The 24,262-nt window shown below is 67.8% G+C and carries 18 protein-coding genes and 1 pseudogene; 9 read left to right on the forward strand and 10 right to left on the reverse strand.

What is annotated here, in order from left to right; translation table 11 throughout:
* Positions 1–40 precede the first annotated feature (40 nt).
* The 3 genes from nirB to VMT40_RS18030 form a co-directional block, all read right to left on the reverse strand.
* Positions 41–2,626, reverse strand: coding sequence for a nitrite reductase large subunit NirB (gene nirB / locus VMT40_RS18020; protein ID WP_326359471.1), 2,586 nt, complete (start codon positions 2,624–2,626; stop codon positions 41–43).
* A 25-nt stretch (positions 2,627–2,651) separates the two neighbouring features.
* Complete coding sequence (locus VMT40_RS18025) at positions 2,652–4,145, reverse strand: nitrate/nitrite transporter (RefSeq protein WP_326359472.1); 1,494 nt, start codon at positions 4,143–4,145, stop codon at positions 2,652–2,654.
* 291 nt (positions 4,146–4,436) lie between these two features.
* Positions 4,437–5,612: an MFS transporter gene (locus tag VMT40_RS18030; RefSeq protein WP_442790023.1), complete on the reverse strand. Its 1,176-nt coding sequence runs from the start codon at positions 5,610–5,612 to the stop codon at positions 4,437–4,439.
* Between the two features lie 197 nt (positions 5,613–5,809).
* Between VMT40_RS18030 and VMT40_RS18035 the strand changes: the two genes are divergently transcribed.
* Together VMT40_RS18035 and VMT40_RS18040 are read left to right on the forward strand one after the other, a co-directional pair.
* Positions 5,810–6,493 (forward strand): FadR/GntR family transcriptional regulator, encoded by a 684-nt coding sequence (locus VMT40_RS18035; RefSeq protein ID WP_326359473.1) that lies wholly within the window; start codon positions 5,810–5,812, stop codon positions 6,491–6,493.
* Positions 6,494–6,667: 174 nt separating this feature from the next.
* On the forward strand, positions 6,668–8,128 hold the full coding sequence (locus VMT40_RS18040; RefSeq protein ID WP_326359474.1) for a nitrate/nitrite transporter: 1,461 nt from the start codon (positions 6,668–6,670) through the stop codon (positions 8,126–8,128).
* A gap of 98 nt (positions 8,129–8,226) precedes the next feature.
* On the opposite strand, the gene VMT40_RS18045 is transcribed toward VMT40_RS18040, so the two are convergent.
* From VMT40_RS18045 to VMT40_RS18055, 3 genes are all read right to left on the reverse strand, one after another.
* Positions 8,227–9,078: a TIGR02569 family protein gene (locus VMT40_RS18045; protein ID WP_326360230.1), complete on the reverse strand. Its 852-nt coding sequence runs from the start codon at positions 9,076–9,078 to the stop codon at positions 8,227–8,229.
* Positions 9,079–9,233: 155 nt separating this feature from the next.
* The gene (gene moeZ, locus VMT40_RS18050) at positions 9,234–10,418 is read right to left on the reverse strand and encodes an adenylyltransferase/sulfurtransferase MoeZ (RefSeq protein ID WP_326359475.1); all 1,185 of its coding nucleotides are present in this window, start codon (positions 10,416–10,418) and stop codon (positions 9,234–9,236) included.
* Positions 10,419–10,584: 166 nt separating this feature from the next.
* Entirely contained in the window at positions 10,585–11,541 is a 957-nt protein-coding gene (locus VMT40_RS18055) for a sigma-70 family RNA polymerase sigma factor (RefSeq protein WP_326359476.1), read from the reverse strand.
* Positions 11,542–11,805: 264 nt separating this feature from the next.
* Between VMT40_RS18055 and VMT40_RS18060 the strand changes: the two genes are divergently transcribed.
* Positions 11,806–13,182 carry a DHA2 family efflux MFS transporter permease subunit gene (locus tag VMT40_RS18060; protein ID WP_326359477.1) on the forward strand — a complete coding sequence of 459 codons (1,377 nt, stop codon included), beginning with the start codon at positions 11,806–11,808 and terminating at the stop codon, positions 13,180–13,182.
* A gap of 157 nt (positions 13,183–13,339) precedes the next feature.
* Here VMT40_RS18060 and VMT40_RS18065 read toward each other — a convergent pair whose 3' ends face one another.
* Positions 13,340–14,461: a DUF3152 domain-containing protein gene (locus VMT40_RS18065; RefSeq protein WP_442789999.1), complete on the reverse strand. Its 1,122-nt coding sequence runs from the start codon at positions 14,459–14,461 to the stop codon at positions 13,340–13,342.
* A 255-nt stretch (positions 14,462–14,716) separates the two neighbouring features.
* Here VMT40_RS18065 and VMT40_RS18070 point away from each other — a divergent pair, with 255 nt between their 5' ends.
* On the forward strand, positions 14,717–15,376 hold the full coding sequence (locus VMT40_RS18070) for a TetR/AcrR family transcriptional regulator (protein WP_326306650.1): 660 nt from the start codon (positions 14,717–14,719) through the stop codon (positions 15,374–15,376).
* Positions 15,377–15,503: 127 nt separating this feature from the next.
* On the opposite strand, the gene VMT40_RS18075 is transcribed toward VMT40_RS18070, so the two are convergent.
* Complete coding sequence (locus tag VMT40_RS18075) at positions 15,504–15,731, reverse strand: DUF3107 domain-containing protein (RefSeq protein WP_326359478.1); 228 nt, start codon at positions 15,729–15,731, stop codon at positions 15,504–15,506.
* Between the two features lie 142 nt (positions 15,732–15,873).
* On the reverse strand, positions 15,874–16,554 hold the full coding sequence (locus VMT40_RS18080) for a ferritin-like fold-containing protein (protein WP_326359479.1): 681 nt from the start codon (positions 16,552–16,554) through the stop codon (positions 15,874–15,876).
* A 186-nt stretch (positions 16,555–16,740) separates the two neighbouring features.
* Between VMT40_RS18080 and VMT40_RS18085 the strand changes: the two genes are divergently transcribed.
* Entirely contained in the window at positions 16,741–17,865 is a 1,125-nt protein-coding gene (locus VMT40_RS18085) for an SGNH/GDSL hydrolase family protein (RefSeq protein WP_326359480.1), read from the forward strand.
* A 21-nt stretch (positions 17,866–17,886) separates the two neighbouring features.
* Here the strand turns inward: VMT40_RS18085 and VMT40_RS18090 are convergent, their stop codons facing one another.
* Positions 17,887–18,921 carry an alpha/beta fold hydrolase gene (locus tag VMT40_RS18090; RefSeq protein ID WP_326359481.1) on the reverse strand — a complete coding sequence of 345 codons (1,035 nt, stop codon included), beginning with the start codon at positions 18,919–18,921 and terminating at the stop codon, positions 17,887–17,889.
* Positions 18,922–19,358: 437 nt separating this feature from the next.
* Between VMT40_RS18090 and VMT40_RS18095 the strand changes: the two are divergent.
* From VMT40_RS18095 to VMT40_RS18110, 4 genes and pseudogenes are all read left to right on the forward strand, one after another.
* Positions 19,359–20,933: pseudogene (locus tag VMT40_RS18095) on the forward strand (DEAD/DEAH box helicase); the annotation flags it as partial.
* A 934-nt stretch (positions 20,934–21,867) separates the two neighbouring features.
* A complete protein-coding gene (locus tag VMT40_RS18100; protein WP_326359482.1) occupies positions 21,868–23,097 on the forward strand; it encodes an Rv3212 family protein in 1,230 nt (409 codons plus the stop codon).
* A gap of 33 nt (positions 23,098–23,130) precedes the next feature.
* Positions 23,131–23,748: an acid phosphatase gene (locus tag VMT40_RS18105; protein ID WP_326359484.1), complete on the forward strand. Its 618-nt coding sequence runs from the start codon at positions 23,131–23,133 to the stop codon at positions 23,746–23,748.
* Positions 23,745–24,224, forward strand: a complete 480-nt coding sequence (locus tag VMT40_RS18110) for a GNAT family N-acetyltransferase (protein WP_326359485.1) — start codon at positions 23,745–23,747, stop codon at positions 24,222–24,224. The genes VMT40_RS18105 and VMT40_RS18110 overlap by 4 nt, the downstream gene beginning before the upstream one ends.
* Positions 24,225–24,262 lie beyond the last annotated feature (38 nt).

The following is a 24,262-nucleotide window of genomic DNA, read 5'->3' on the forward strand; positions in this document are numbered from 1 at the left end:
CCTATTGGTACCGGCGCCCTGTTTCCAAGCGGTTAAGCAGTCATTTCCCGTGCGTGGCGGCTTCTGTGACCTGGGCACCCACCGGGACGACCTGGGGAGCGCCCACGGGAATGTCCGGAATGCCGAGCAGCACCGGCACCTTGCGCTCACCGCTGTCGTCGAATCCGATGGTCGGATCGGCCTGGTCGGGGGCGTTCACGAAGGACACGAAGCGCGAGAGCTTGCCCTCGTCCTCGAGCACCGCGGCCCACTCGTCCTTGTAGCCCTCGACGTGCTTGGCCATGGCGGCCTCCAGGTCGGCGGCAATGCCCAGGCTGTCCTCGCAGACGACCTGCTTGAGGTAGTCGATGCCGCCCTCGAGGGCCTCCTGCCAGGGCGCGGTGCGCTGCAGGCGGTCCGCGGTGCGGATGTAGAACATCAGGTAGCGGTCGATGTACTTGATCAGGGTCTCGTCGTCGAGGTCACCGGCCAGCAGCACCGCGTGCTTCGGCGACAGACCACCATTGCCGCCCACGTACAGGTTCCAGCCGTGCTCGGTGGCGATCACGCCGACGTCCTTGCCGCGCGCCTCGGCGCACTCGCGGGCGCATCCGGAGACCGCCAGCTTCAGCTTGTGCGGGGACCGTAGACCGCGGTAACGCTTCTCGAGCAGGACGGCCATGCCCACCGAATCCTGCTGGCCGTAGCGGCACCAGGTGGAACCGACGCAGGACTTCACCGTGCGCAGCGACTTGCCGTAGGCGTGACCGGATTCCATGCCCGCGTCCACCAGGCGCTTCCAGATCAGCGGCAGTTGCTCGACGCGCGCGCCGAACAGGTCGATGCGCTGACCGCCGGTGACCTTCACGTACAGGCCGAACTCCTTGGCCACCTCGCCGATGGTGATGAGCTGCTCGGCGGTCACCTCGCCGCCGGGCATGCGCGGGACCACCGAGTAGGTGCCGTTCTTCTGCAGGTTCGCCAGGAAGTGATCGTTGGTGTCCTGCAGCGCGGCCTGCTCGCCGTCGAGAATGTGGTCGCTCGAGGTGGAGGCCAGGATGGAGGCCACGGTCGGCTTGCAGATATCGCAGCCGGAACCCTTGCCGTACTTGGCGATCAGACCCGAGAAGGTGCGGATGCCGGTCGACTGCACGATGTGGAACAGCTCGGCGCGCGACTGCGTGAAGTGCTCGCACAGCGACTTGGAGACCTCCACACCCGACTGCTCGAGCAGCTTCTTGAGCATGGGAACGCAACCGCCGCAAGAGGTTCCGGCGTTGGTGCAGCTCTTGATGGCGGGCACGTCGCAGGCACCGTCGGCGATCGCGCCGCAGATGGAACCCTTGGAGACGTTGTTGCAGGAGCAGATCTGCGCGTCGTCGGGCAGCGCGTCCGCGCCCAGTTCCGCACCGGCCGGGGAGATCAGCGCGGCCGGATCGGCGGGCAGCGGGCGGCCGACCAGCGGACGCAGCGCCGAGTACTGGGTGGCGTCGCCGACCAGGATGCCGCCCAGCAGGGTCTGGGCGTCATCGGAGACAACGAGTTTGGCGTAGGTGCCCTTGGCGGCGTCGTGCAGCACCACCGACAGCGCGCCCTCGGTGCGGCCGTGCGCGTCACCGAAGGACGCCACGTCCACGCCGAGCAGCTTCAGCTTGGTCGACAGGTCCGCGCCCGGGAATTCGCCCGCGCCGCCCAGCAGCCGGTCCGCGACCACCTCGGCGGTGCTGTAGCCGGGGGCGACCAGGCCGTAGCAGACGCCCTCGATCGCGGCGACCTCGCCGATCGCGTAAATGTTCGGGTCCGAGGTCCGCAGGCCCAGATCAGTCAGGACACCGCCGCGCTCGCCGACGTCGAGCCCGGCGCCGCGGGCGATTTCGTCGCGAGGTCGCACACCGGCGGCGAAAATCACCAGGGCGGAACGGATTTCGGTGCCGTCGGAAAGGCTGACCTTGAGCTTCTCGGAAAGCGGTGCGCCCTCGACGGTTTCGATGGCCGAGGTGCCGACACCGGTGTGCACGGCCAGGCCCAGCTCGGTGACCAGCTTCTCCAGGATCGCGCCGCCGCCCTCGTCGACCTGGGCGGGCATCAGCCACTTGTTGAACTCGACCACGTGCGGGGTCATGCCCAGCAGGCGCAGCGCGTTGGCCGCCTCCAGACCCAGCAGACCGCCGCCGACCACGATGCCGACCGCGCCCGGACCGGCCGCCTCGGCCGCGGCGCGAATACCGTCCAGGTCCCCGAGGGTGCGGTAGACGAAGCAGCCCTCGGCGTCGTGACCGGGCACCGGCGGCACGAACGCGTACGAGCCGGTCGCCAAAACCAGTGCGTCGTAACCGATCACCTCACCGGTGGAGGTGGTGACCTTGCGGGCGGTCTTGTCGATGGCGTCGGCCTTCACGCCCAGGCGGACGTCGACGAGGGTGTCGCCCTCGTAGTCGTTGCCGGGCAGCGCCAGCGCCGACGCCTCCCAGAGGCCGACGTAGGAGGACAGGCCGACGCGGTCGTAGGCGGCCAGCTTCTCCTCGCTGAGCACGACGACCTGCCAGGTTCCGGCCTCGTCGCGGGAGCGCAGGGCCTCGACGAAGCGGTGGCCGACCATGCCGTGGCCGATCACGACGACGGTCTTGCGTTCGATGCTGTGGGTCATGACGGTCCCTTTCACAGTGATCGAGTCAGGCTCGCGCCGACGAGACGTCCGCGGAATTCAGGCTTTCGCTCTCGGCCCGCAGCACCAAGGCCTCGGCTTCGACGATGACGAATGCCTCGTCGGCGTCGGTGCCGTCGGTGGTCGCCGAGTGCGCGCTCGGGCGGCGCAGGAACACCGCCCAGCAGACGGCCGCGCAGAGCACGTAGAAGGCCATGAAGACCCAGAAAGCCGTGGTCGCGGACTTGGTGGAGGCGTAGGAGGACCGCAGCACCAGGTTGATCCCGACCCCGCCGAGCGCGCCGATCGCGCCGACGAAACCGATCAGGGCACCCGAGGTATTGCGCGCCCAGGCCGCCCTGTCTTTCGAATCACCTTCCAGGCCACGTGATTTGGCCTCGAACACGGAAGGGATGATCTTGGTGACCGCACCGTTGCCGATGCCGGAGATGACGAACAGCGCGGTGAACCCGACGATCATGGCCACCAGCACGCCGCCCTTCGGGTACCCGGCGTGATCGCCCATCGTCGACGACACCGCGACCAGCACGGCCGCCGCGGTCATGGCCGCGAAGGTGTAGAGCGTGACCTTGCTGCCGCCGAGGCGATCGGCCCACTTGCCGCCGTACGGGCGGGCCAGCGAACCCAGCAGCGGGCCGATGAAGGCGATCTGCGCGGCGTGCAGGGTGGCGGCGGGAACGCTCTCGCCACCGGCCTTGAAGGTGATCTGCAGGACCTGGCCGAACGCGAAGCTGTAGCCGATGAACGAACCGAACGTGCCGATGTAGAGGAACGCGATCGCCCACGACTGCGGCACCTTCAGCGCCTTGATCATGTAGGACAGGTCGGCCTTCTGGTTGCGGACATTGTCCATGTACAGCGCCGCGCCGATGGCCGCGATCGCGATCAGCACCAGGTAGACCGCGCACACCACCGAGGCATTGCCGTAGGCGTTGCCGAGGGTGGCGATGACCGCCAGCCCGATCAGCTGCACCACCGGCACGCCGATATTGCCGCCGCCCGCGTTGATGCCCAGCGCCCAGCCCTTGAGCCGCTGCGGGTAGAAGACGTTGATGTTGGACATCGACGAGGAGAAGTTGCCGCCGCCCAGGCCCGCGAAGGCCGCCACGATCAGGAACGTCGTGTAGGAGGTGCCCGGCTGGTTGATGAAGTACAGCGTCAGCAGCGTGGGGACGAGCAGCAGCAGCGCGCTCACGATCGTCCAGTTGCGGCCGCCGAACTTCGCGGTCAGCACGGTGTAGGGAATCCGCGCGATGCCGCCGACCAGGGTCGGTACCGCGCCCAGGAAGAACTTCCCGGCCGCGTCGATGTGGAAGACGTTCTGCGGCATGAACAGCACCATGACCGACCAGATCGACCACACCGAGAACCCGATGTGCTCGGCGAAGACCGACCAGATCAGATTGCGGCGCGCGATGTCCTTACCACCGGCTTCCCACGCCTCGACATCCTCGGCATCCCAATGCTCGATGTCGCGCTTGCGGGTCAGCGTCTTCAACAAGAGGCCCTCCTGAAATCTGGATGGACCCCAAGGTAGGAAACCGGTATTGCGACGATGCTGCGCGGAATTGCCGTTAAATCAACGGTTGCTCACGAAATCAGACCACCCGGCGTGAGAACTGCGCGAATGTTTCGTCCGTGTGACACAACGATTTCCAACGATCGAAAACGCCCACGAAACACGAATCCGGGTCGTGAGGTGAGAGTCTTGCCACACAGCATGGACCCAACCTCACGACCCGGCAACTCGAACGGTGAAATTCTCGCCGAACTAATCCCAGACGTCCTCGAGCTAATTCCAGGTGTCCTCGAGCATGTTCGGCTTGCAGGCCATCCAGCCGCCGACCATCAGGACGATCACCGCGACCACGAGGAAGCCGAAGGGAGCCACCCACCCGCCGGTCAGCGTGTGCAGCGCGCCGAACAGCAGCGGGCCCACGCACGCCACCGAATAGCCGACGCCCTGGGTGAAGCCGGACAGCGCGGCCGATCCGGCACCGGTGCGGGTGCGCAGATTGATCAGCGTCAGGGCCATCGGGAAGGTCGAGGGGCCCAGCCCCAGGGCCAGCACCCACACCAGCGGCGCGGCCATCGGCGCGAACAGCAGCCCGGCGAAACCGATGAAGAAGAACACCGCGCAGCCGATGATCACCGGGAACGGATTGTCCATGCGCCCCACCACAATCGGCGCGCCCAGCGCGGCCACCAGGCCGATCAGCGCGAAGATGCCGACCATGCTGCCGCCGAAAGACGCACTGGCACCGGCGTCGCCGAAGATCGTCGGCATCCAGGTGAACAGCGAATAGGTGATGAGCGAGGTCATGCCGAACATGAAGGCCATGCCCCAGGCCAGCGGCGAGCGCCACACCTTGCCGGTGGATTCGACCGGCTCCGAAGGCATTTCGGTGGTGTCGGCCAGCGCGTGCTGGCGGCGCACCCGCAGCACACCGATCCACGGCAGCGCGGCGGCCAGCGACAGCGCCGCCCACATGCCGAGCGAGAGCCGCCAGCCGTGGGCGTCGGCGACCGGCACCGTGATCATGGCGGGCACGACCGTGCCCAGCTGCACCATCACGATGTAAACGGAGCTCAACAGCGCGAGGCGATCCGAGAAGTACCGCTTCACCAAGGGCGGGATGACGATATTGCCGACGCCCATACCGGCCAGCGCCAGCGCCGAGAAGGCCAGCAGCTCCCAGGTATCGGGCACGATCGCGCGGATCGCCGAGCCGACGGCGGTCATGAGCATGGCCACCAGCGCGGTCAGCTCCAGGCCGAGGCGGCGGGACAGGACCGGGGTCAGCAGCCCGCCGAGGGCGAACATGGCGGTCGGCAGCATGCCGAACACGCCCACCACCGCGGTGGAATAGCCGATGTCGTGCCCTATTCGGCTGGCGAGCGGGGTGAAGGCGGTGACGGCGACGCGGAGGGTGAGAGCGGAGAAGACGATGGCGACGAGGACGAGCAGGCGGCCCTCGAACAGGGCGCGCTTGGAGAGTTCGGGGTGGACCGGGGCGGTGGGGCGGATGCCGGTCGTTGTCGTCGGGTTATCGGTCAGGCCCCTCTCCGGGGCGAATGTCTCATCGATCGTCGCAGTCACCACGAAATCATAGGATGACCCGATGATGTGATGCAACGAATGTGAGGCAGGGTACGCTGTCACCCGTGCAACCAGTCCGGCGCACGAGCCTCATCGCCCAGGTGACAGAGCAGCTTCGTGCCGAAATCCGTTCCGGCCGTTGGGCCGTCGGCTCGCGCATCCCCACCGAGCCCGAACTCACCGAACTCACCGGCACCGGCCGGAATACCGTGCGCGAGGCCGTACAGGCGCTCGTCCACGCGGGCATGCTCGAGCGCAGACAGGGCTCGGGCACCTACGTGATCAGCACCTCCAGCCTGGGCGGCACCCTGTCGGAGTACTTCGCCGACGCCCACCAGCGTGACCTGCTCGAACTACGCCAGGCCCTCGACACCACCGCGGCCCGCCTGGCCGCCATCCGCCGCAACGACTCCGACATAGCGACCCTGCAGCGACTGATCGCGGACCGAACCCGGTTCTGGGACACCGACTTCGACGCCGCCATCGAGGCCGATGTGCAAATCCACCGCGCGATCGTCGTCGCCAGCCACAATGCGGTATACCTGGAGTTCTACGACTCGCTGCTGCCGGTCATCGCGGCCGGGATCCGCTTCCGCTCCGAACAGGACGGCGCGACCTACCACGATGAGCACGCCGAGTTGGTCCAGGCGGTGATCGACGGCGATCCGGAACGCGCGGCCCGCACCGCGAACTGCTTCCTCGACTCGCTCATGGCCGAATATCGGTCACTTGATACGAAAAGCGAGTAACCGAAAGGTCACCGCGCGGCACATCGAAAAGTGAGCCCGAATTACCGTCTCCGTCACGGAAAAACACTCGGGCGTAAAACTCGGTTCCTACGGTTGATCGCGACCGCAAACGGCTCCCCTGGAACGGGAGCCGAACGATGAGGGCGGTCGCGACAGCCGAGAGGACAGCTGCTCATGGCAACCGTAGTAGAGGCACCCGACACCGCCTTCACCTATCAGAGACGCGGACGGTGGATCGACCGGTGGGAACCCGATAACAATGAATTCTGGGAAAACGGGGGTAAACAAACCGCTCGGAAGAATCTGATCTTCTCGGTATTCGCGGAGAACCTCGGATTCAGCATCTGGGTCATCTGGGCCAGCATCGTGACCGCCATGGGCTCGGCCGGATTCGCCTTCCTCGGCGCGAAGAACCCCGACGCGGTGAACAACGCCCTGCTGCTCACCTCCACCCCCACCCTGGTCGGCGCGGCCCTGCGCGTGCCCTACACCTTCGCCATCCCGCGCTTCGGCGGGCGCGCGTTCACCGCCTTCAGCGCGGCCATGCTGCTGGTGCCGACGCTGGGCCTCGCGTACTTCATCAATCACCCGGGCACGCCCATGTGGGTGTTCATGGTGCTGGCGGCGCTCGCCGGTGTCGGCGGCGGCAACTTCTCCTCCTCGATGGCCAATATCAACTTCTTCTTCCCCGAGGGCAAGAAGGGCGCGGCGCTGGGCATCAATGCCGCGGGCGGCAATCTCGGTGTGGCACAGACCCAGTTGTTCGTGCCGCTGCTCATCACCCTGGGCACCCACATCTTCGCCAAGAACCCGGGCGGCTACCGCTTCGGCATCACCCTCGCCGTGCTGGTGTGGATTCCGTTCATCCTCATCGCCCTGTTCGGCGCGCTGCGCTACATGGACTCGCTGTCCGGCGCGAAATCCGATGGCACGTCCTACAAGCGGGCGCTGGCCAACCGCCACACCTGGGTGATGGCCGTCCTCTACATCGGCACCTTCGGCTCCTTCATCGGCTTCTCCTTCGCCTTCCCGACGCTGCTCAAGGCCAACTTCCCGAGCCTGGCCAAGATCGGTTGGATGGGCACGCTGGGCAATCTGGCCTTCCTCGGGGCGCTCGTCGGGTCCATGAGCCGACCGTTCGGCGGGTGGATCGCCGACAAGTTCAGCGGTGCGAAGATCACGCTGTACGTGTTCGGCGGCATGGCGATCGCGACCGCGCTCATCGTGGCGTCGTTGTCCGCCAAGAGTTTTCCGCTGTACCTGGCCTCGTTCCTGCTGCTGTTCGTGTTCAGCGGCATCGGCAACGGGTCGACCTATCGGATGATTCCGATGATCTTCACCGCGGAAGCGCGGCGGCACGCCTCGGAGACCGGACAGGACATCAACGCGGCGCTCGTCTCCGCCAAGCGGCAGGCGGGTGCAGCCATCGGTGTCATCGGCGCGATCGGCGCGGCGGGCGGCTGGATCCTGCAGCAGGCGCTGCGGCTGTCGAACACCCACTACCACAGCATGAATCCCGCGTTCTGGGGTTACGTGGTGGCGTACCTCGCCATGGGCGCACTCTGCTGGTGGTTCTACCTGCGATCTTCCTTCGCCGTCGGCCGGGTGCCCTCGCTGGCCCACGCCAACGTGTGAGACCCAACTCTCGGGAGCTCTCAGGGGTAAACCCCTGAAACCCCAAAGGGCCGCACCGGATTCGTCGCCCGGTGCGGCCCTTTGGCTTCGAGACCGAGCTACAACATCAGGCGGATCATGTCCGCGGTGCGGGACAGGCCCGGGAAGGCTTCCGGGGTCGAGCGGGGGTGCAGGGCATGCACCGCGAGGCGGAACATGACCGCGCGCACCAGCATTTGCGGCCACTCCGGTAGCTCGCTCCAGCGTTCCAGCAGACCGTCGTCGGCGCCGCCCCAGGACAGGGCGTCCACCACGATCACCGCGGCGGCCCATGGCGCGGGTCGCCAATACGGGGTGAGGTCGGTGAGGCCGGGCGCGAAATTGCCGGAGAACAGGACGGTTCCGAACAAATCGCCGTGCACCAGCTGCGCGGGGGTGGTGATCGGCTTGCGCAGGGTGGACAGCTGGGTGATCAGCGTCAGGCTGCGGTCGCCGTCGGGTGAGGTCGCGGGCAGCATGCCGCCCATCTTGAGGGTGCGCAGCGGAACCGCTTCCCACGCAGCGCGATCCGCGGCGGCGAAGACGTCCACATCCACCCACGGGGCCACCGGCTGCGCGGCCAGGAATCGGGGCCGTTCCAGCCGCGCGGTCACCTGGTGTAATCGCAGCGACAGCGACACCACCTCATCGTGGCGCGGCTCCGGAATCCCTTCGAGATACGTGTCCGCGCGCCACCCCGAGACGACATACCGCCCATCGGTCGCCCGCACCGGCCGCGCCAACCGCAACCCGTCGACCTTGAGCGTCTCCCGCACCTTGGCCGACCAGGCCGCCCGCGCGTGATCGGTCACCGGGCTCAGCACCACATCCCCGAGCCGCCAGCCACCGTCCCAGTTCCCCAGCGGAACCGGCGCTTCCTCGCGCAACCCGAAGGTCGAGCGCACATGCTCGGGAGGTTCCACAGCAGTCATGGTCACGCGCGTACGGTACCGCCGTAAAGAGACGGGAATCCGACGCCACACCGGATAACCGACCACCTGGAACGAAGTCGATAAGTTGCCCGGAATTTTGCGGGTGAGAGCCCCGGTGCGGGGTCCGGAAGACGCACTCCCGGACCCCTATTCACTCAGTACACCGGCAGGGACGGGTCAACCTGGTTGGCCCAGGCGATGATTCCGCCCTGGAGGTGAGTGGCGTCCGAGAAGCCTGCGTTCTTCAGCGCCGCCAGGGCCTCCGCGGAACGGATGCCGGTCTTGCAGTGCAACACGATCGGGGTGTTCTGGGGGAGTTCGGCCAGGGCCTCGCCGGAGAGGATGCGGTCCTTGGGGATCAAGGTTGCGCCCTCGATGCGGACGATTTCCCACTCCACCGGTTCGCGGACGTCGATGATGGCGACGTCCTTGCCCGCGTCGAGCATGTCCTTGAGTTCGCGGGCGGTGACGGTGGAGCCGAGGGCTGCGGCCTGGCCCTCCTCGGAGACCACGCCGCAGAAGGCGTCGTAGTCGATGAGTTCGGTGATGGGCTGACGCTCCGGGTCGCGGCGCAGCTTGATGGTGCGGTAGCTCATGTCCAGTGCGTCGTAGACCATGAGACGGCCCAGCAGCGGGTCGCCGATGCCGGTGATGAGCTTGATCGCCTCGGTCACCATGATCGAGCCGATGGAGGCGCACAGCACGCCCAGCACGCCGCCCTCGGCGCAGGACGGAACCATGCCCGGCGGCGGGGCCTCGGGGTAGAGGTCGCGGTAGTTGATGCCGCGCCCGTCGGGGGCGTCCTCCCAGAAGACCGAGACCTGGCCCTCGAAGCGGTAGATGGAACCCCACACGTAGGGCTTGCCCGCCAGCACCGCCGCGTCGTTCACCAGGTAGCGGGTGGCGAAATTGTCGGTGCCGTCCACGATCAAGTCGTATTGACGGAACAGGTCGATGGCATTGTCGGGTTCGAGGCGAATCTTGTGCAGCTCCACCGTGATTCCGGAGTTGATCTCCAGGATCGAGTCGCGGGCGCTGTCGGCCTTGGAGCGGCCGATATCGGATTCGCCGTGAATGATCTGGCGCTGCAGGTTGGAGGCGTCGACCTCGTCGAACTCCACGATGCCCAGCGTGCCGACACCGGCGGCGGCCAGGTACAGCAGCGCCGGGGAGCCGAGCCCTCCCGCGCCGATCACCAGCACGCGCGCGTTCTTCAAGCGTTTCTGACCGTCCACCCCGAGATCCGGAATGATCAGATGGCGGCTGTAGCGGGCGACCTCGTCCCGGGTCAGCTCCGCCGCCGGTTCCACCAGGGGCGGCAGGGAGGGATGCGATGACACGTCTTCGGACTCCTCAATCGAATTCGCCGGATACTCGCGGCCATTGCTTTCTTCGCGGCCACAGCTGCAACACCGGGACGGGTGGCGTTCTTCCCCAGCCTACGAGACCCGGCGGTCAGCGTGCCCGGGGCCCGTCAACGCCCGGTCACAGCCATGCGGGTAGCGGTCACAGCCAGGCGGGCAGACCGAAGACGCGGAACAGTTCGGGCGAGTGGAACAGATCCATGCGGGCGATGCCGTCGGTGTCCACGGTGAGGACGTGCAGGTTGGCCGCCTCGAAGACCTCGCCGTCGTCGGCCCGGCGGTAGACGGCCAGGGTCGGGCGGTCGTTGGCCCGGGTCGACACCAGCCGGAAGGCACCGCCGCGGCCGAAGACCCGCGTCATGAAGGCCGCCACGGCGTCGCGGCCGTGGAACCAGGCCAGGAACGGCGGCATCTGCAGCAGCACGTCCTCGCGCAGGATGTGCTTCAACGCCGCCACATCCATGGCCTCGAACGCGGCGACATAGCGCTCGAGGAACTCGCGCTGCTCGGCATCGGAGAGTTCGGCGGGACCGGACTCGATCCCGGCCAGCTGGGCGTGTGCCCGCTGCAGGGCGCTGTTCACCGCCGCGGTGCTGGTGTCGAGCAGCTCGGCCACCTCGGTCGCCTTCAGCGCCAACACATCCCGCAGGATCAGCACCGAGCGCTGCAGCGGCGGCAGGTGCTGTAGCGCCGCCACGAACGCCAAGCGGACGCTCTCGCGCACCGTGACCACCGCGGCCGGATCGCCCTCCCCGAGCAGCGAGTCCGGAAACGGCTCCAGCCAAGGAAATTCGGGTGACTTGTCGAGTGCCTCCGGCCCGTACACCGGATTCGGCTGCGACAGATCCACCGGCAGCGCCCGCCGCTGGGCGGTCTTCAACGCCGTCAAACACACATTGGTGGCGATCCGATACAGCCACGTGCGCAGCGAGGCCCGCTGCGGATCAAAGGATTCCGCCGCCCGCCACGCCCGCACCTGCACCTCCTGCACCAGATCCTCCGCATCGTGCATCGACCCGGTCATCCGATAGCAGTAGGCGAGCAACTCCGCCCGATGCGCCTCCGCACCGGCGACCACATCATCCACAGCAGCGGTCATCCCACCTTGCTAGCACGCCCCGCCCCCACCCGCCACACCTCCAATCCCCCACCCCCAAACCAAGATCAGGGAGCTCCCACCGCGGCGAACCGGACAATTCCCCGCAGTGAAAGCTCCTTGATCTTGATGTCGGCACGGTCAGGGCCTCGGCGAGAGTACAAGCGCAGCGGTGGTGGGGCCGAGAGTCGTGGGGCGATGAGTTTTGCGGGGGCGGTGAGTACGTATCTGCGACAGGTCGGATCATCCTCGAAAGGCCACTCCCCCATGACTACGCATCAGCGCTGGACGCTCGCCCTTGCTTCGGTGGCGTCCTTGATGGTGGGGCTCGACGCGCTCGTCGTCACCACCGCGCTCAATACCATTCGCGAACAGCTCGGCGCCTCGCTCGAGGCGCTCGAATGGACTTTCAACGCCTATACGCTCGCCTTTGCCGTGCTCCTGCTGACCGCCTCCGCGGTCGGCGACCGCATTGGGCGGCGGCGCCTGCTGATCGCGGGGCTGGCACTGTTCACCCTCGCCTCGGCGGCCTGCGCGCTGGCCACCGATATCGGGGTGTTGATCGCCGCCCGCGCGATCCAGGGCGTCGGCGGAGCCATGATCATGCCCGCCGCGTTCACCCTGGTCGCCGTGGCGTTCCCGCCCGAACAGCGGGGGCGGGCCATGGGGATCTTCGCCGGGATCACCGGGCTCGCCATCCTCGGCGGACCGGTCGTGGGCGGCGCGGTGGTGCAGGGGCTGACCTGGGAGTGGATCTTCTGGCTGAACGTGCCGATCGGACTGGTGCTCATTCCGCTGGTCGCCCGGTTCGCCGCCGAAAGCACCGGGCCCGCAACGAAGATCGACATTCTCGGCGTCGTGCTGTCCGGGCTGGGCGTGCTCGGGCTGGTGTGGGGTCTGGTGCGGGGCAATGCGAGTGGCTGGAGCAGCCCCGAGATCCTCGCCACGCTGATCGGCGGCGGCGTGCTGCTGGCGGCCTTCGTCGGCTGGGAGCTGCGCACCCGGCACCCCATGGTCCCCATGGGGCTGTTCACCCACCGCGGTTTCAGCACCGCCAATCTGGCAGGGCTGCTCATGACCGCCTCGCTGTTCGGCATGGCGTTCTTCTTCGCCCAATATCTGCAGGCCGGACTGTCCTACACCCCGCTCGGCTCGGGCCTGCGCCTCCTGCCGTGGACGGCAACGCTTTTCGTGGTCGCGCCGATCGCGGGTGCCCGCATGACCCGGATCGGCGAACGCCGACTGATCGTGGGTGGACTGCTGCTCACGGCGGCGGGCGCCGCCTGGATCGCGCTGGCCGCCGGGACCGGGGCCGGGTATCCGGCGCTGATCGTGCCCATGCTGCTGGCGGGAATCGGCGTCTCGGCCGCCATGCCCGCCATTCAGAACGCCGCCATCAGCTCGGTCGGGCCGGAGTCCGTCGGCACCGCCTCGGGCATCTACAACACCATGCGCCAACTCGGCGGCAGCTTCGGAATCGCGGTCACCTCGGCGGTTTTCGCCGCCAACGGCGGATACACCACGACGCGGCGGTCGCACACGGCTTCCGCGCAGCGGTGCTGGCCGCCGCAGTGGCCGCAGCGCTGGGCGCGACATCGGGCCTGGGAGTCGTTGCCCGGCAGCGGCGTTCGCCCACACCGGTGACAGGTCCGGTGACCGTCGCCGCGGCGTAGGACCCCAGCCTCTGGCGCTCTGTGGCCGGAATCCACTGCCAATAGGTGGGTTCCGGCCATACCGCGCCGGATTGGCGGATGGATCGCGGTGGGATGAGGAATGGGCCGGATACCGGTGGGCTGGGTGGTCAGCCGCGCGGGTAAGGCCAGGGGTTGAAGCGGCAGGACTTGCCGTCCATGGGGACTACGCCTTCGGGGTCGAGCTTCGCGATGTCGTTGTTCTTGATCCCGAAGGTCTGCTGCATCATGACCGGGGCCAGGCCGCCGTCGGTTTCGCAGGGCTGGTGTTGGCGGTAGCCGATGGCGTGGCCCACTTCGTGGTTGATCTGGTACTGGCGGTAGGAGCCGACGTCGCCTTCGTCGGAGAGCGCGCCGCGCACCCAGCGGACCTCCGAGAGCACGACGCGGTCGAGATCGGCGTTGTAGCAGGAGGAGTCGACCGGGATCTCGAAGCCGCAGGACTTGCGGGTGGTGTCGCGGGAGGTGAGCGAGATGCGGAAGTCCGGGTTGCCGGTGTCGACGCGGCGGAAGGCGAAGCGCGGATCATGGGTCCAGGACTTGGGATTCGCCAGCGTCGCGTCGATCATCTTCCCGATCGCGTCGTCCCCGCCGAGGCTGGCGGTGTCCACCCCGTCCTCGATCTCGACCGTGTAGTTGAAGACGTGGTCGGAGCCGGTGCCCACCTGCCCGGTCGTACCCGGCACCACATGCCAGGTGCCCTTGCCGGTGTCGGTGTACGGGCCGCCCGCGGGCACCGCGCCCGAAGGCAGATCCAGGGCGTACTTTCCGTCCCCCTTGGGCCCGCCGAGAATGCCGCTGGGCTTGTCGCCGCGCTCGCTGAGGCGGCCGAAGCCGGGGAGTCCGGTGGCGCTGTCACCGGTGTGCCGCACCGCGTCCACGGAGACGACGACGGTGATCACCAGCAGGACGGGCAGGGCGTAGGCGCGCCAGCCGTAGGTATTGACGAAGCGGCCGAGTCGGCTCTGCTTCTTGGTCTCACGATCGGGGCGCTGCCGATTGGGTCCGTCGGCGGGCGGGGCGGTGGGGTCCCAGCGGGCCCGCAGCGGCTGATGCGGCGATACCGACGAGCCGGTCTGCGATGCGTCGTTGTCGAAGTACAAACCGAGCGGATCGTAGATCGGCCCGCTGGGTCTTCCCCGTCGCTTGGTTCCGGCTGCTCGCGGCACACCGGCTCCCACGGGGCGGCGTGAATCGCGCCCGCCGGAATTGCTGCCCCCATGGTCGGTCACGTCTGACAGACTCTCACAGCGCGACGCCGAGCACTCGGTCGCCTTCGCGGGCGCCGGTATTGCTGCGAGATATCTCACGTGAATGCGGCAGATCTCACAAATCGGAACATGTGCTACACAGTTGTGATCGGCCTCGCATAATCGACGCCACAATATTCGGAACCTGGATCGGCACCGGCCCCCCGAGCGAGTATCGTTCGGTGGATACCGCCCCGGTGACATCCTTCCCGCCGGGAATCAACTGGGAGATCGGAAATGACTGACCTCGTGGACCGGATGACTTCGCACCGCATGTCATCCGAGGCGACGAGCAAGCGCGGCACCCGCCTGCCTCGCGAGGCGCGCCGGGCGCAGCTACTCGCCGCAGCCAGCGAGGTCTTCGTCCAGCGCGGCTATCACGCCGCGGGCATGGACGAGATCTCGCAGTGTGCCGGAGTGAGCAAACCCGTGCTCTACCAGCACTTCTCGAGCAAGCTCGAGCTGTATCTGGCGGTGCTGCAGAACTATGTCGACGCGCTGGTCTCGAGCGTGCGCCAAGCGCTGCGCTCCACCACCGACAACAAGCAGCGTGTGCGCGCCGCCGTGCAGGCGTACTTCGACTTCGTCGATCACGAAACCCAGGGCTTCCGACTGGTTTTCGAATCCGATCTGACCAATGAGCCGCAGGTGCAACGCCGGGTCGAGCAGGCCACCGAGGCGTGTGTGGACGCGGTCTTCGACCTGGTCGCGCACGACTCCGGACTCGACCCCTACCGGGCGCGCGTGCTCGCGGTCGGACTGGTCGGCGCGAGCCAGCTCAGCGCCCGGTATTGGCTCGAGGCGGATCGCCCGATTCCGAAGGATGACGCGGTGGATACGACCGTCGCCCTCTGCTGGGGTGGGTTGAAGCATGTACCTCTGCACCCGATCGATTGAGAGATAAATTCCCTCAACTCTCGAGGCTCTCAGGGGTACCCCCTGAAACCCCAAGAACTGCAAAAGAAATTGCCCCGCCGAGTTGCTCGGCGGGGCAATTTTTTCGTTCGAAAGTTCGGACGGCGATCTAGACGGCGGCGAAGCCGACACGGCCCGAGGACGGAGTGCCGATCTCGACGTAGGCGACCTTGGCCGCCTGAATCAGGAACTTGCGCCCCTTCTCGTCGGTCAGCGCCACGACGCCACCCTCACCCTGCAGCGCACCGGTGACGAGGGCTTCGACCTCGGCGGGGGTCTGCGAGCTATTGATGATGAGCTCACGCGGGCTATCCGAAATGCCGATCTTGACCTCCACGGCCAACCTCCGAACCTAGAGTCCTGTGCTGTCTTGATCAGGCTAATGCAGCCGCGTCGGACCCCGACCGCTACGTCCTGCGCTGTCAGCGAACAGCGTGATCACCGGGAGCGAGCCGCGATCACGACGGAGCCGACCGCGATCACGCGAGGCCGAGGACCCGCATCCGCTCGGCGTGGGAGTTCTGCATGTGCTCGAACAGGGTCGCGATGCCGTTCAGGTCGCCGGTGGCGGTGAGCACCAACTCGGTGAGCTCGTCGCGCTGCGCCATGACGTACTGCGCCTGGGTGATGGCCTCGCCCAGCAGGCGGCGACCCCACAGCGCCAGTCGGTCGCGCTCGGAACGGTTCTGCGCGACCGCGGTCCGCACCTCCTCGATCACGAACTCGGAGTGGCTGGTCTCGGCCAGCACATCGCGCACCACATCGGCGACCTCGGGAGGCAGGGCACCGGCGATCTCGGTGTAGAAGTCGGCGGCGATGCCGTCGCCGACATAGAACTTCACCATCGACTCCAGCCAGGTGGAGGGGTCGGTGGAGGCGTGATAAGCGTCCAGGGCGCGCACGAACGGGGCCATGGCGTCGAAGACGTCCATGCCGCGATCGGCCAGCGCCCGCTCGAGGGTCTGGAAATGCTCCATCTCGTTGCCCGCCATCTTGGCGACGGCCACCCGGCCGCGCAGCGTGGGCGAGAGCTTGGCCTCCTCGGCGAGCCGGTAGAAGGCGGAGATTTCGCCGTAGGCCAGGACGGCGAACAGGTCGGTGACGCCGGGGTGTTCGGCGGAGATGCGGCCGTCAGCGGACGCTGCGAAAGGGGCTCCCATGGGACCCCACCCTAGCGGCAGAAAATGACGCGCATTCGCCAGTCGGGGACATGTCATCAGTCGTACGCTCAGAAAGTTCCAATAGCCTTGTGCCCCTTGGCTATTCACAAACCTACCGGTCGCCGCGTACAGGCGGCGCTCCGCGTCGGCGGAGGTCCGGTCAGGTATCACACTCGCGGAGTCCCCATGCCCACCGCAATCCAGAACCTCGTCATCCTCGGTGATTCCCTCTCCGATATCGGCATCAAACGCGAAGCGCCCGCGGGCATGTTCGCCCGCGCCGCCGGGATGATGCGCACCAATGAGGTCGGCCGCTACAGCGACGGCAAGAACTGGACCGACTTCCTCGTCGAATGGATCGGCGGCCAACCGTTGATCCGGGCCAACAAGAAGGAGACCGAGGACGCCACCGCGCCCCATCGCAAACTCACCACCGACTCCCTCGTCCTGGGCACCACCGTCAACGCGCTGCCGTTCCCCGTGCGCTACGCCAATTACGCCGAGGGCGGCGCGGTCGCGGCCGATGACACCGCCGACAAGGGCGGCGCGCTCGGGCACCTGCGCGCACAGGTCGAGAAGTACATCGCGGCGCGGCGCGCGATGCAGGCCGATCCCCCGCCCGCCGCGCGCGGACTCGCCCAGGACCAGTACCCCGGGCCGACGCTGCACATCATCTGGATCGGGCTCAACGACCTCGTCACCGCCGCCCGACCGGTCCCCGACAGCACCACCGAGAAACCCGGCACCGGAATCGGGCCGATGATCCGCGACATTCGGTCGCTGGTGAATCTGATCCCCAACTCACTGCCGACCAATCCGGCCCTGGAACACTTCCTGCTCATCGACCTGCCGAGTCCGATGGTCTCGGTTCGCTACCAGGACAAGGCGATCGACAAGGGCGAGGCCTCGGTCGAACAGGTGGTGAAGAACGTCGCCAAGTTCAATGACGCGCTGTCGTATCTGGCCGGGCACTGGCCCGCGCCCGGTCCCAAAGACGGGCCCGGCGCGAACCCGGCCAATATCGGCTTCGTGCCGATGTCCCAGTTCATGCAGTACGTCTCGGATCATCAGCAGGCGTTCGAGCTCACACCGCTGGCCCAGGAACACGGCCCGGTGCCGTATCTGGGCATGACCGACACGACGCCGCGCGCCCTGCGCCGCGCGCTCACCACCAGCGATCTCGCGCACCCGACGCAGGCCGTGTACGAGCTCATCGCGCGCCAGATCGTCGATGTCCTGATCCCGAAATACAGTGTGGGACGGCTGAATCAGCAGTCGTGGCCCGCGCTGCGGCCGTACCCGAACGCGTGATCAGGCAGCGTCGAAACCCGATCAGGCCAGGTCGCGCAGGAACTTGTCCAGATACGTCCACGTGGTGTCGCGGGCGATGAGAATGCCGAGGTGAGAACCGGGTGCGGTCTCGTACCGCACCTGCGCCGACCCGGTCAGGGTCTTGGTGCCGTGCTCGACCGCGGCGGCCGCGGTGATGGCGTCGTTCGGGCCGCCGACCAGCAGCACCGGCTGGGTGAGATCGGCCAGCGCGATCTCTCGATCACCCAGGCGCACAACGCCTTTACCGATGTCGTTGTGGAGAATGAAACGGCCCCACAGCTGGTTGTAGAACCGCCCCGGATAACCGGGCAGCGCGTTCTGGAACCGGTCGATGGTCTCCATGCGAGCGAGCGTCGCGGTATCGGTGAGGTTGCTGGCAATGAAGAAGGGGCGCTTGAGTTCTCGATCCCAGGCGGTGGCCCGGTACGCGATGCGGGTCAGCCGCGAGGAGACGCCGCCCACGGCGCGAATGGCGGCGGTCGCGGTGCGGCCGCCGTCGAGGCGGGCCAGGGTGCGCAATTCGCGCGCGCCGACCATGTGGTCGTAGCTCAGCGGCGCGCCGACCGCGGTCACCGAGCGAATGGGCAGGGTCTGGTCGGCCGCGGCGGTCAGCAGGGCCAGGGTGCCGCCGATGGACCAGCCCACCAGATCCACCGGGCGGCCGTCGCGATCGGCGGAGACCTGGCGAATCGCCTCGGGCAGGATGTCGTCGATCCAGGTCTCGAAGCCCATGTGGCGGTCGTCGAAGGTGATGTCGCCGTAGTCGACCAGGTAGGGCGCGCGGCCGGATTCCAGCAGGAAGCGCGCCAGACTCTGATCGGGGCGCAGGTCGAAGCAGAAGGCGGGCGCGGCCAGCGGCGGCACCAGCAGCACGGCCGGATCGTCGGCGCCCGCGCCGTCGTAGCGGCGGAGTTCGCGATGGGGTGCGTCGAACAGCACCGTGGACGGGGTCGGTTCGGGTGCCTCGATGCCGTCGCCGAAGGTCAGTGCCCACAGGTTCTGGGCGGCGGTTGTCACGGTGTCTGCCAAGCTCACGCGAATACCTTCGCAGATAGTGGTACACGATGTATCACACATGTGAGCAACTCAACTGCCCGCCGCGCGGTCCGCGTGGTCGCCCCCGGACGAATTATGGTGCGCCGCAATCATTAACGGCAATGCGAAACCCGGCGCGAGCGCCGCTTTCACCACCGATAAGCGCGCCTACCAGCGCAATAACGCCACACATTAGCGGTGGCGGAAATCAGGGCGAAGGCCGTATCACGCTACAATCTCCGCGGACAGCGGAAATTCATGTCCTTCATGTCCGCAGTCCATGGAAAATGTGCGCGCACTCCGATCCGCAGCACTGCACCCGCCGCGCCAGGTCGACGCCCATCCACCGGAGAGGCATCCCGCAGCGGCGAGAAACGGATCAAGTGGTCGTCGCGGGCCGACCGGGTCCGCCCCACGCCTCGTGCGCGCGAGACGCGATATCGAGGAAAGGCAAGAACCTGAGCAAGATCACCATAGAGCAGGAACCCGGTGTGGCCGACACGCTGTTGACGGCGGAACTCGACGACACCCACCTGGCTCCGACTTTCGCCGAATTGGGCGTGGACCCCGAAATCGTCCGGGCGCTCGCCGAGATCGGCATCGAACGAACCTTCGCCATTCAGGAACTCACCCTGCCGCTCGCGCTGGCCGGTGAGGATCTCATCGGTCAGGCCCGCACCGGTATGGGCAAGACCTTCGGCTTCGGTGTGCCGCTGCTGCACCGCATCGCCGCCCGCGACTCGGGCACCAAGGATCTCGACGGCACGCCGCGCGCGCTGATCATCGTGCCGACCCGCGAGCTGTGCATCCAGGTCTCCTCGGATCTGGAGAACGCCAGCAAGTATCTGAAGGACGAGAACGGCCAGTCCGTGCGGGTCACCGCCATTTACGGCGGCCGCCCCTACGATTCGCAGATCGCGGCGCTGCGCGCCGGTGTCGACGTGGTCGTCGGTACCCCGGGCCGCCTGCTGGATCTGGCCGAACAGCAGCATCTGATCCTGGGCAAGGTGCAGGTGCTGGTGCTCGACGAGGCCGACGAAATGCTCGACCTGGGCTTCCTGCCCGATATCGAGCGCATCCTCAACATGGTTCCCGAGCAGCGCCAGACCATGCTGTTCTCGGCCACCATGCCGGGGCCGATCATCACCCTGGCCCGCACCTTCCTGAACCGGCCGACGCACATTCGCGCCGAGGAGCATCACGAGTCCGCGGTGCACGACCGCATCGCGCAGTTCGTCTACCGTGCCCACGCGCTGGACAAGAGCGAGCTGGTCGCCCGCATCCTGCAGGCCGAGACCCGCGGCGCCACAATGATTTTCGCGCGCACCAAGCGGACCGCGCAGAAGGTCGCCGACGATCTGGCCGAGCGCGGCTTCGCCGTCGGCGCGGTGCACGGCGACCTCGGGCAGATCGCGCGCGAGAAGGCGCTCAAGAAGTTCCGCGAGGGCAAGATCGACGTGCTGGTCGCCACCGACGTGGCCGCCCGCGGAATCGACATCGACGACGTCACCCACGTGGTCAACTACCAGTGCCCCGAGGACGAGAAGACCTACGTGCACCGCATCGGCCGCACCGGCCGCGCGGGCAAGACCGGTGTCGCGGTCACCCTGGTCGACTGGGACGAGCTGCATCGCTGGGCCTCCATCGACAAGGCCCTCGAACTTGGCATCCCGGAACCGGTGGAGACCTACTCGCGGTCCCCGCACCTCTACGAGGAGCTCGGAATTCCGGAGGGCGTCACCGGCATCATCCGCAAGCGCAAGCCCGAGCGCGACGAGGACGCCGTCGTCGTCGAGCGCGAGTCCCGCTCCCCGCGCAGCCGCAACCGTCGCCGCACCCGCGGCGGCAAGGTGGTCGAGGGCGCGGACACCACGGTGGAGACCGGCACCGAAACCATTGCCGCCGAGGGTGATTCGGCCAGCGGTGATCCGGAGAAGTCCGGCCGCCGCCGTCGCCGCCGCCGTCGCGGCAAGGGTGGCAACACCCCGGTCGACGCCACCGCCGCGACCGCGACCGAGGTCGAAACCGACGCCCCCGCAGAGGTTTCCACCAACGACGGCGACGCGACGGAGTCCGAGGGCACCGGAAGCACCGGCCGCCGCACCCGCAACCGCACCCGCCGCGGCAAGGGTTCCACCGAATCCGCGCCGCGGACCGATGCCGCGCAGACCGACGCTCCGCAGGCCCCGCAGACCATCGCCCCCGGCGTGCTGTTCTCGGACGCCACCGCGAATGGCACGGCCGCCGCGGAGGCGACGGTCGACGCGGACTCGGCTCCTCGCAAGCGCACCCGCAAGGCAGCCAAGGCAGCCAAGGCTACGGCGACCGAGAACGTGGCCGCGGAGTCCGCCCCGGTGGAATCGGCTGCCGCCGAAGGCAATTCGGCCGAGCCGGTGCTGAAGGCCCCGCGCAAGCGCGCCACCAAGGCCGCCAGCACGACGGGTACCGAGGCCGCCGTGGAGGAGGCCCCGAAGAAGTCGACCCGCAAGCGCGCCACGAAGGCCGCGACCGCGGCCACCGAGGGTGCCGAGGTTGTGGCCGACTCCGCCGAGGCTCCGAAGGCCCCGGCCCGCAAGCGCACCCGGAAGGCGGCCGCCACCACGGAGGCCGTCAACGGCGCGAGCGAGGCGGACGCCGAGCAGCCCGCTCCGAAGAAGCGCGTCCGCAAGGCGACCAAGGCCACCGTCGGCGGCAAGTCCACCGCCGCAAACGGTTCCACCGACGCCGACGAGGTCGCCCCGGTCAAGCGAACCCGACGCCGCAAGGCCGACGCCGACGCGGTGGCCGACCCGGTCGTCGCCTCCGCGTAACCCCTCCGATCACCGCGCCGCTTCGTCGTGATCGCCGCTCCGGTGGCGATCACGACAACGGTTGCGGCGCTGACCAGACCGTGATCGGGGTCGGGGTCTCTCGGCGTGGTCGGGTGGATCGGCTAGTCTCGCTGTCGTGCTCGCACCCGAGCGGCGGACACGCGCCGATATTCTCACCGCTGTCGCGATCGCCGCTCTGGTGGCGATCGTGACAGCGGTTGTCGCGCTGACCAGTGGGGTGCGGAGTACGCACTCGACCACCGCCACCACGGATGTGCCCGCACCGAGTTCGGGTGGGGCGATTCCGGCTCAGGTCAAGGATCTCTGGCATCAGGCCGACGGTGCGGCCATGCGGTCGCTCGTGGTGGGCGGGGTGGCCGTGACCGCCGACGGCGGGACCGTCACCGGCCGTGATCCGCGCACCGGTGACCAGGTCTGGAAGTACGAGCGGGATCTGCCGCTGTGTGCGGTGGAGGTGCAGTTCGGGACGGTCATCGCCACCTATCGCGATGATCGCGGGTGCAGCCAGACCACACTGCTCAACGCGCAGAACGGGTCTCGGGTGGCGGCGCGGTCGAGCTATATGGACAAGCAGGTCACGCTGTGGCCGGACGGCACCTATGTGCTCGCGCTCGGCGACGACCGGCTCGAGATGTGGCGCTCGGATATGGTGCGCACCCTCGAATTCGGTTATGTGGACGCCCCGGTGAATCCGCACACCCAGCCGCGCACCGACTGCAAGCTGCTCTCGGCCGCCTCCGCGCCGAGCCGGGTCGCGGTGTTGGAGCGCTGCCCGAAGGACGCCGCGGATCGGCTGTCGATTCTCAATCCCGCGCCCAAGGACGGCACGGCCCCGGAGGAGTACAGCTCGCACGTGCTCAACGAGCCCGGCGGCGCGGTGGACGGGGCGCGGGTGATCGCGGTGTCCGACAGTCGGATCGCGCTGTACCTGCCCGGAACCCAAACCACCCCACCGGTTCTCACCATCTACGACGTGCAGGGCAATCTGCTTGCCACCCACCAGCTTTCGGCCCCGCTGACGGACACCGCCATGGTGGCGCGGCTGTCGACCGGTTTCTTCGTCTTCACCGGCGAGAACCTGATCGCGCTCAACCCCACCACCCTGGATCCGCTGTGGGGCACCCAGCACGTGCTCGGCACGCCCGCGCTCATGTCGGGCCAGCTGTTCGTCCCCGTCGCCGACGGTCTGGCCGCGCTGGATCCCCAGACGGGGGCGCAGACCAGCCGAATCCCGCTGCAGCGCACCGACTACCACAACGAGCCCATCTCCCTGGCGGTCTCGGGCACGGTCTTCCTGGAACGCCGCGGCACCCAGGTCTACGGCGTGGGAGCGCCTGCCTCCTGAAGCTCGGAACCGGACGTCCGGCATGATCGAGCCATGAGCGGTGGCGAATTCCGGCTGATATTGCTGCGACACGGTGAGACGGCGTGGTCGGCCGCGCGCCGCCACACCGGCCGCACCGACTGCCCCCTGACCGAACTCGGCGAGGCGCAGGCCCGCGCCGCTCGAAAAACCCTGTCGGATCTGGACTTACAGTCGCCGCTGGTGCTGACCAGCCCCCGGCAGCGCGCCGTCCACACCGCCGAACTGGCCGGGCTCACCGGGGCGATCGTCGACGACGACCTGGTCGAATGGGACTACGGCGACTACGAGGGCCTGACCACGCCCGAGATCCAGCAGCGGTCCCCGGGCTGGACCATCTTCACCGGCGAGACGCCCGGGGGCGAGACCGCCGAGCAGGTCGGCAAGCGCGCCGATCACGTGCTGGCGCGGGTCATCCCCGAACTGTCCACCCGCGATGTCGTTCTCGTCGGCCACGGCCACTTCTCCCGGGTACTCATCGCCCGCTGGTGCGAATTCGACGTCGTCGAAGGCCGCCGATTCTTCATGTCCACGGCCGCGGTTACCGTGCTGGGACACGATCACCAGGCGCGAACCGTGCTGACACACAACCTGGTTCCGCCGCTCGAACCGCAGGAAGGGGCCGCGCAATGATCCGCCGCGCCACACCCGCCGATATCCCGGCACTGGTGCAGCTCGTCCACGATCTGGCCGAGTACGAGAAGGCACCCGACGAGTGCACCCTCACCGAGACCCAGCTCGAGACCGCGCTCTTCGGCCCGAACCCGGCGCTGTACGCGCACGTGGCCGAGAACGACCGGGGCATCGTGGGCTGTGCGATCTGGTTCCTGAACTTCTCGACCTGGAAGGGCGTGCACGGGATCTACCTGGAGGACCTCTACGTCAAACCCGAGGCGCGCGGGGCCGGGCTGGGCAAGAGCCTGCTCGCGACCCTGGCCCGCGAGGCGGTCGAGCGAGGCTACGCCCGCGTCGACTGGGCGGTGCTCACCTGGAACACCCCGAGCATCGACTTCTACGAGTCGATCGGGGCCGAGCACCAGCACGAGTGGACCGGCTACCGCCTCAGCGGAGGTCCGCTGGAACGCCTCGCCGCGCACGCGGACGACTGAGGATCTGCGGCGGACGACCGCCCCCTTCGGCAAGCGCC

Origin of the sequence: Nocardia sp. CDC160, assembly GCF_035818795.1 — a bacterium.
Classification (GTDB): domain Bacteria; phylum Actinomycetota; class Actinomycetes; order Mycobacteriales; family Mycobacteriaceae; genus Nocardia.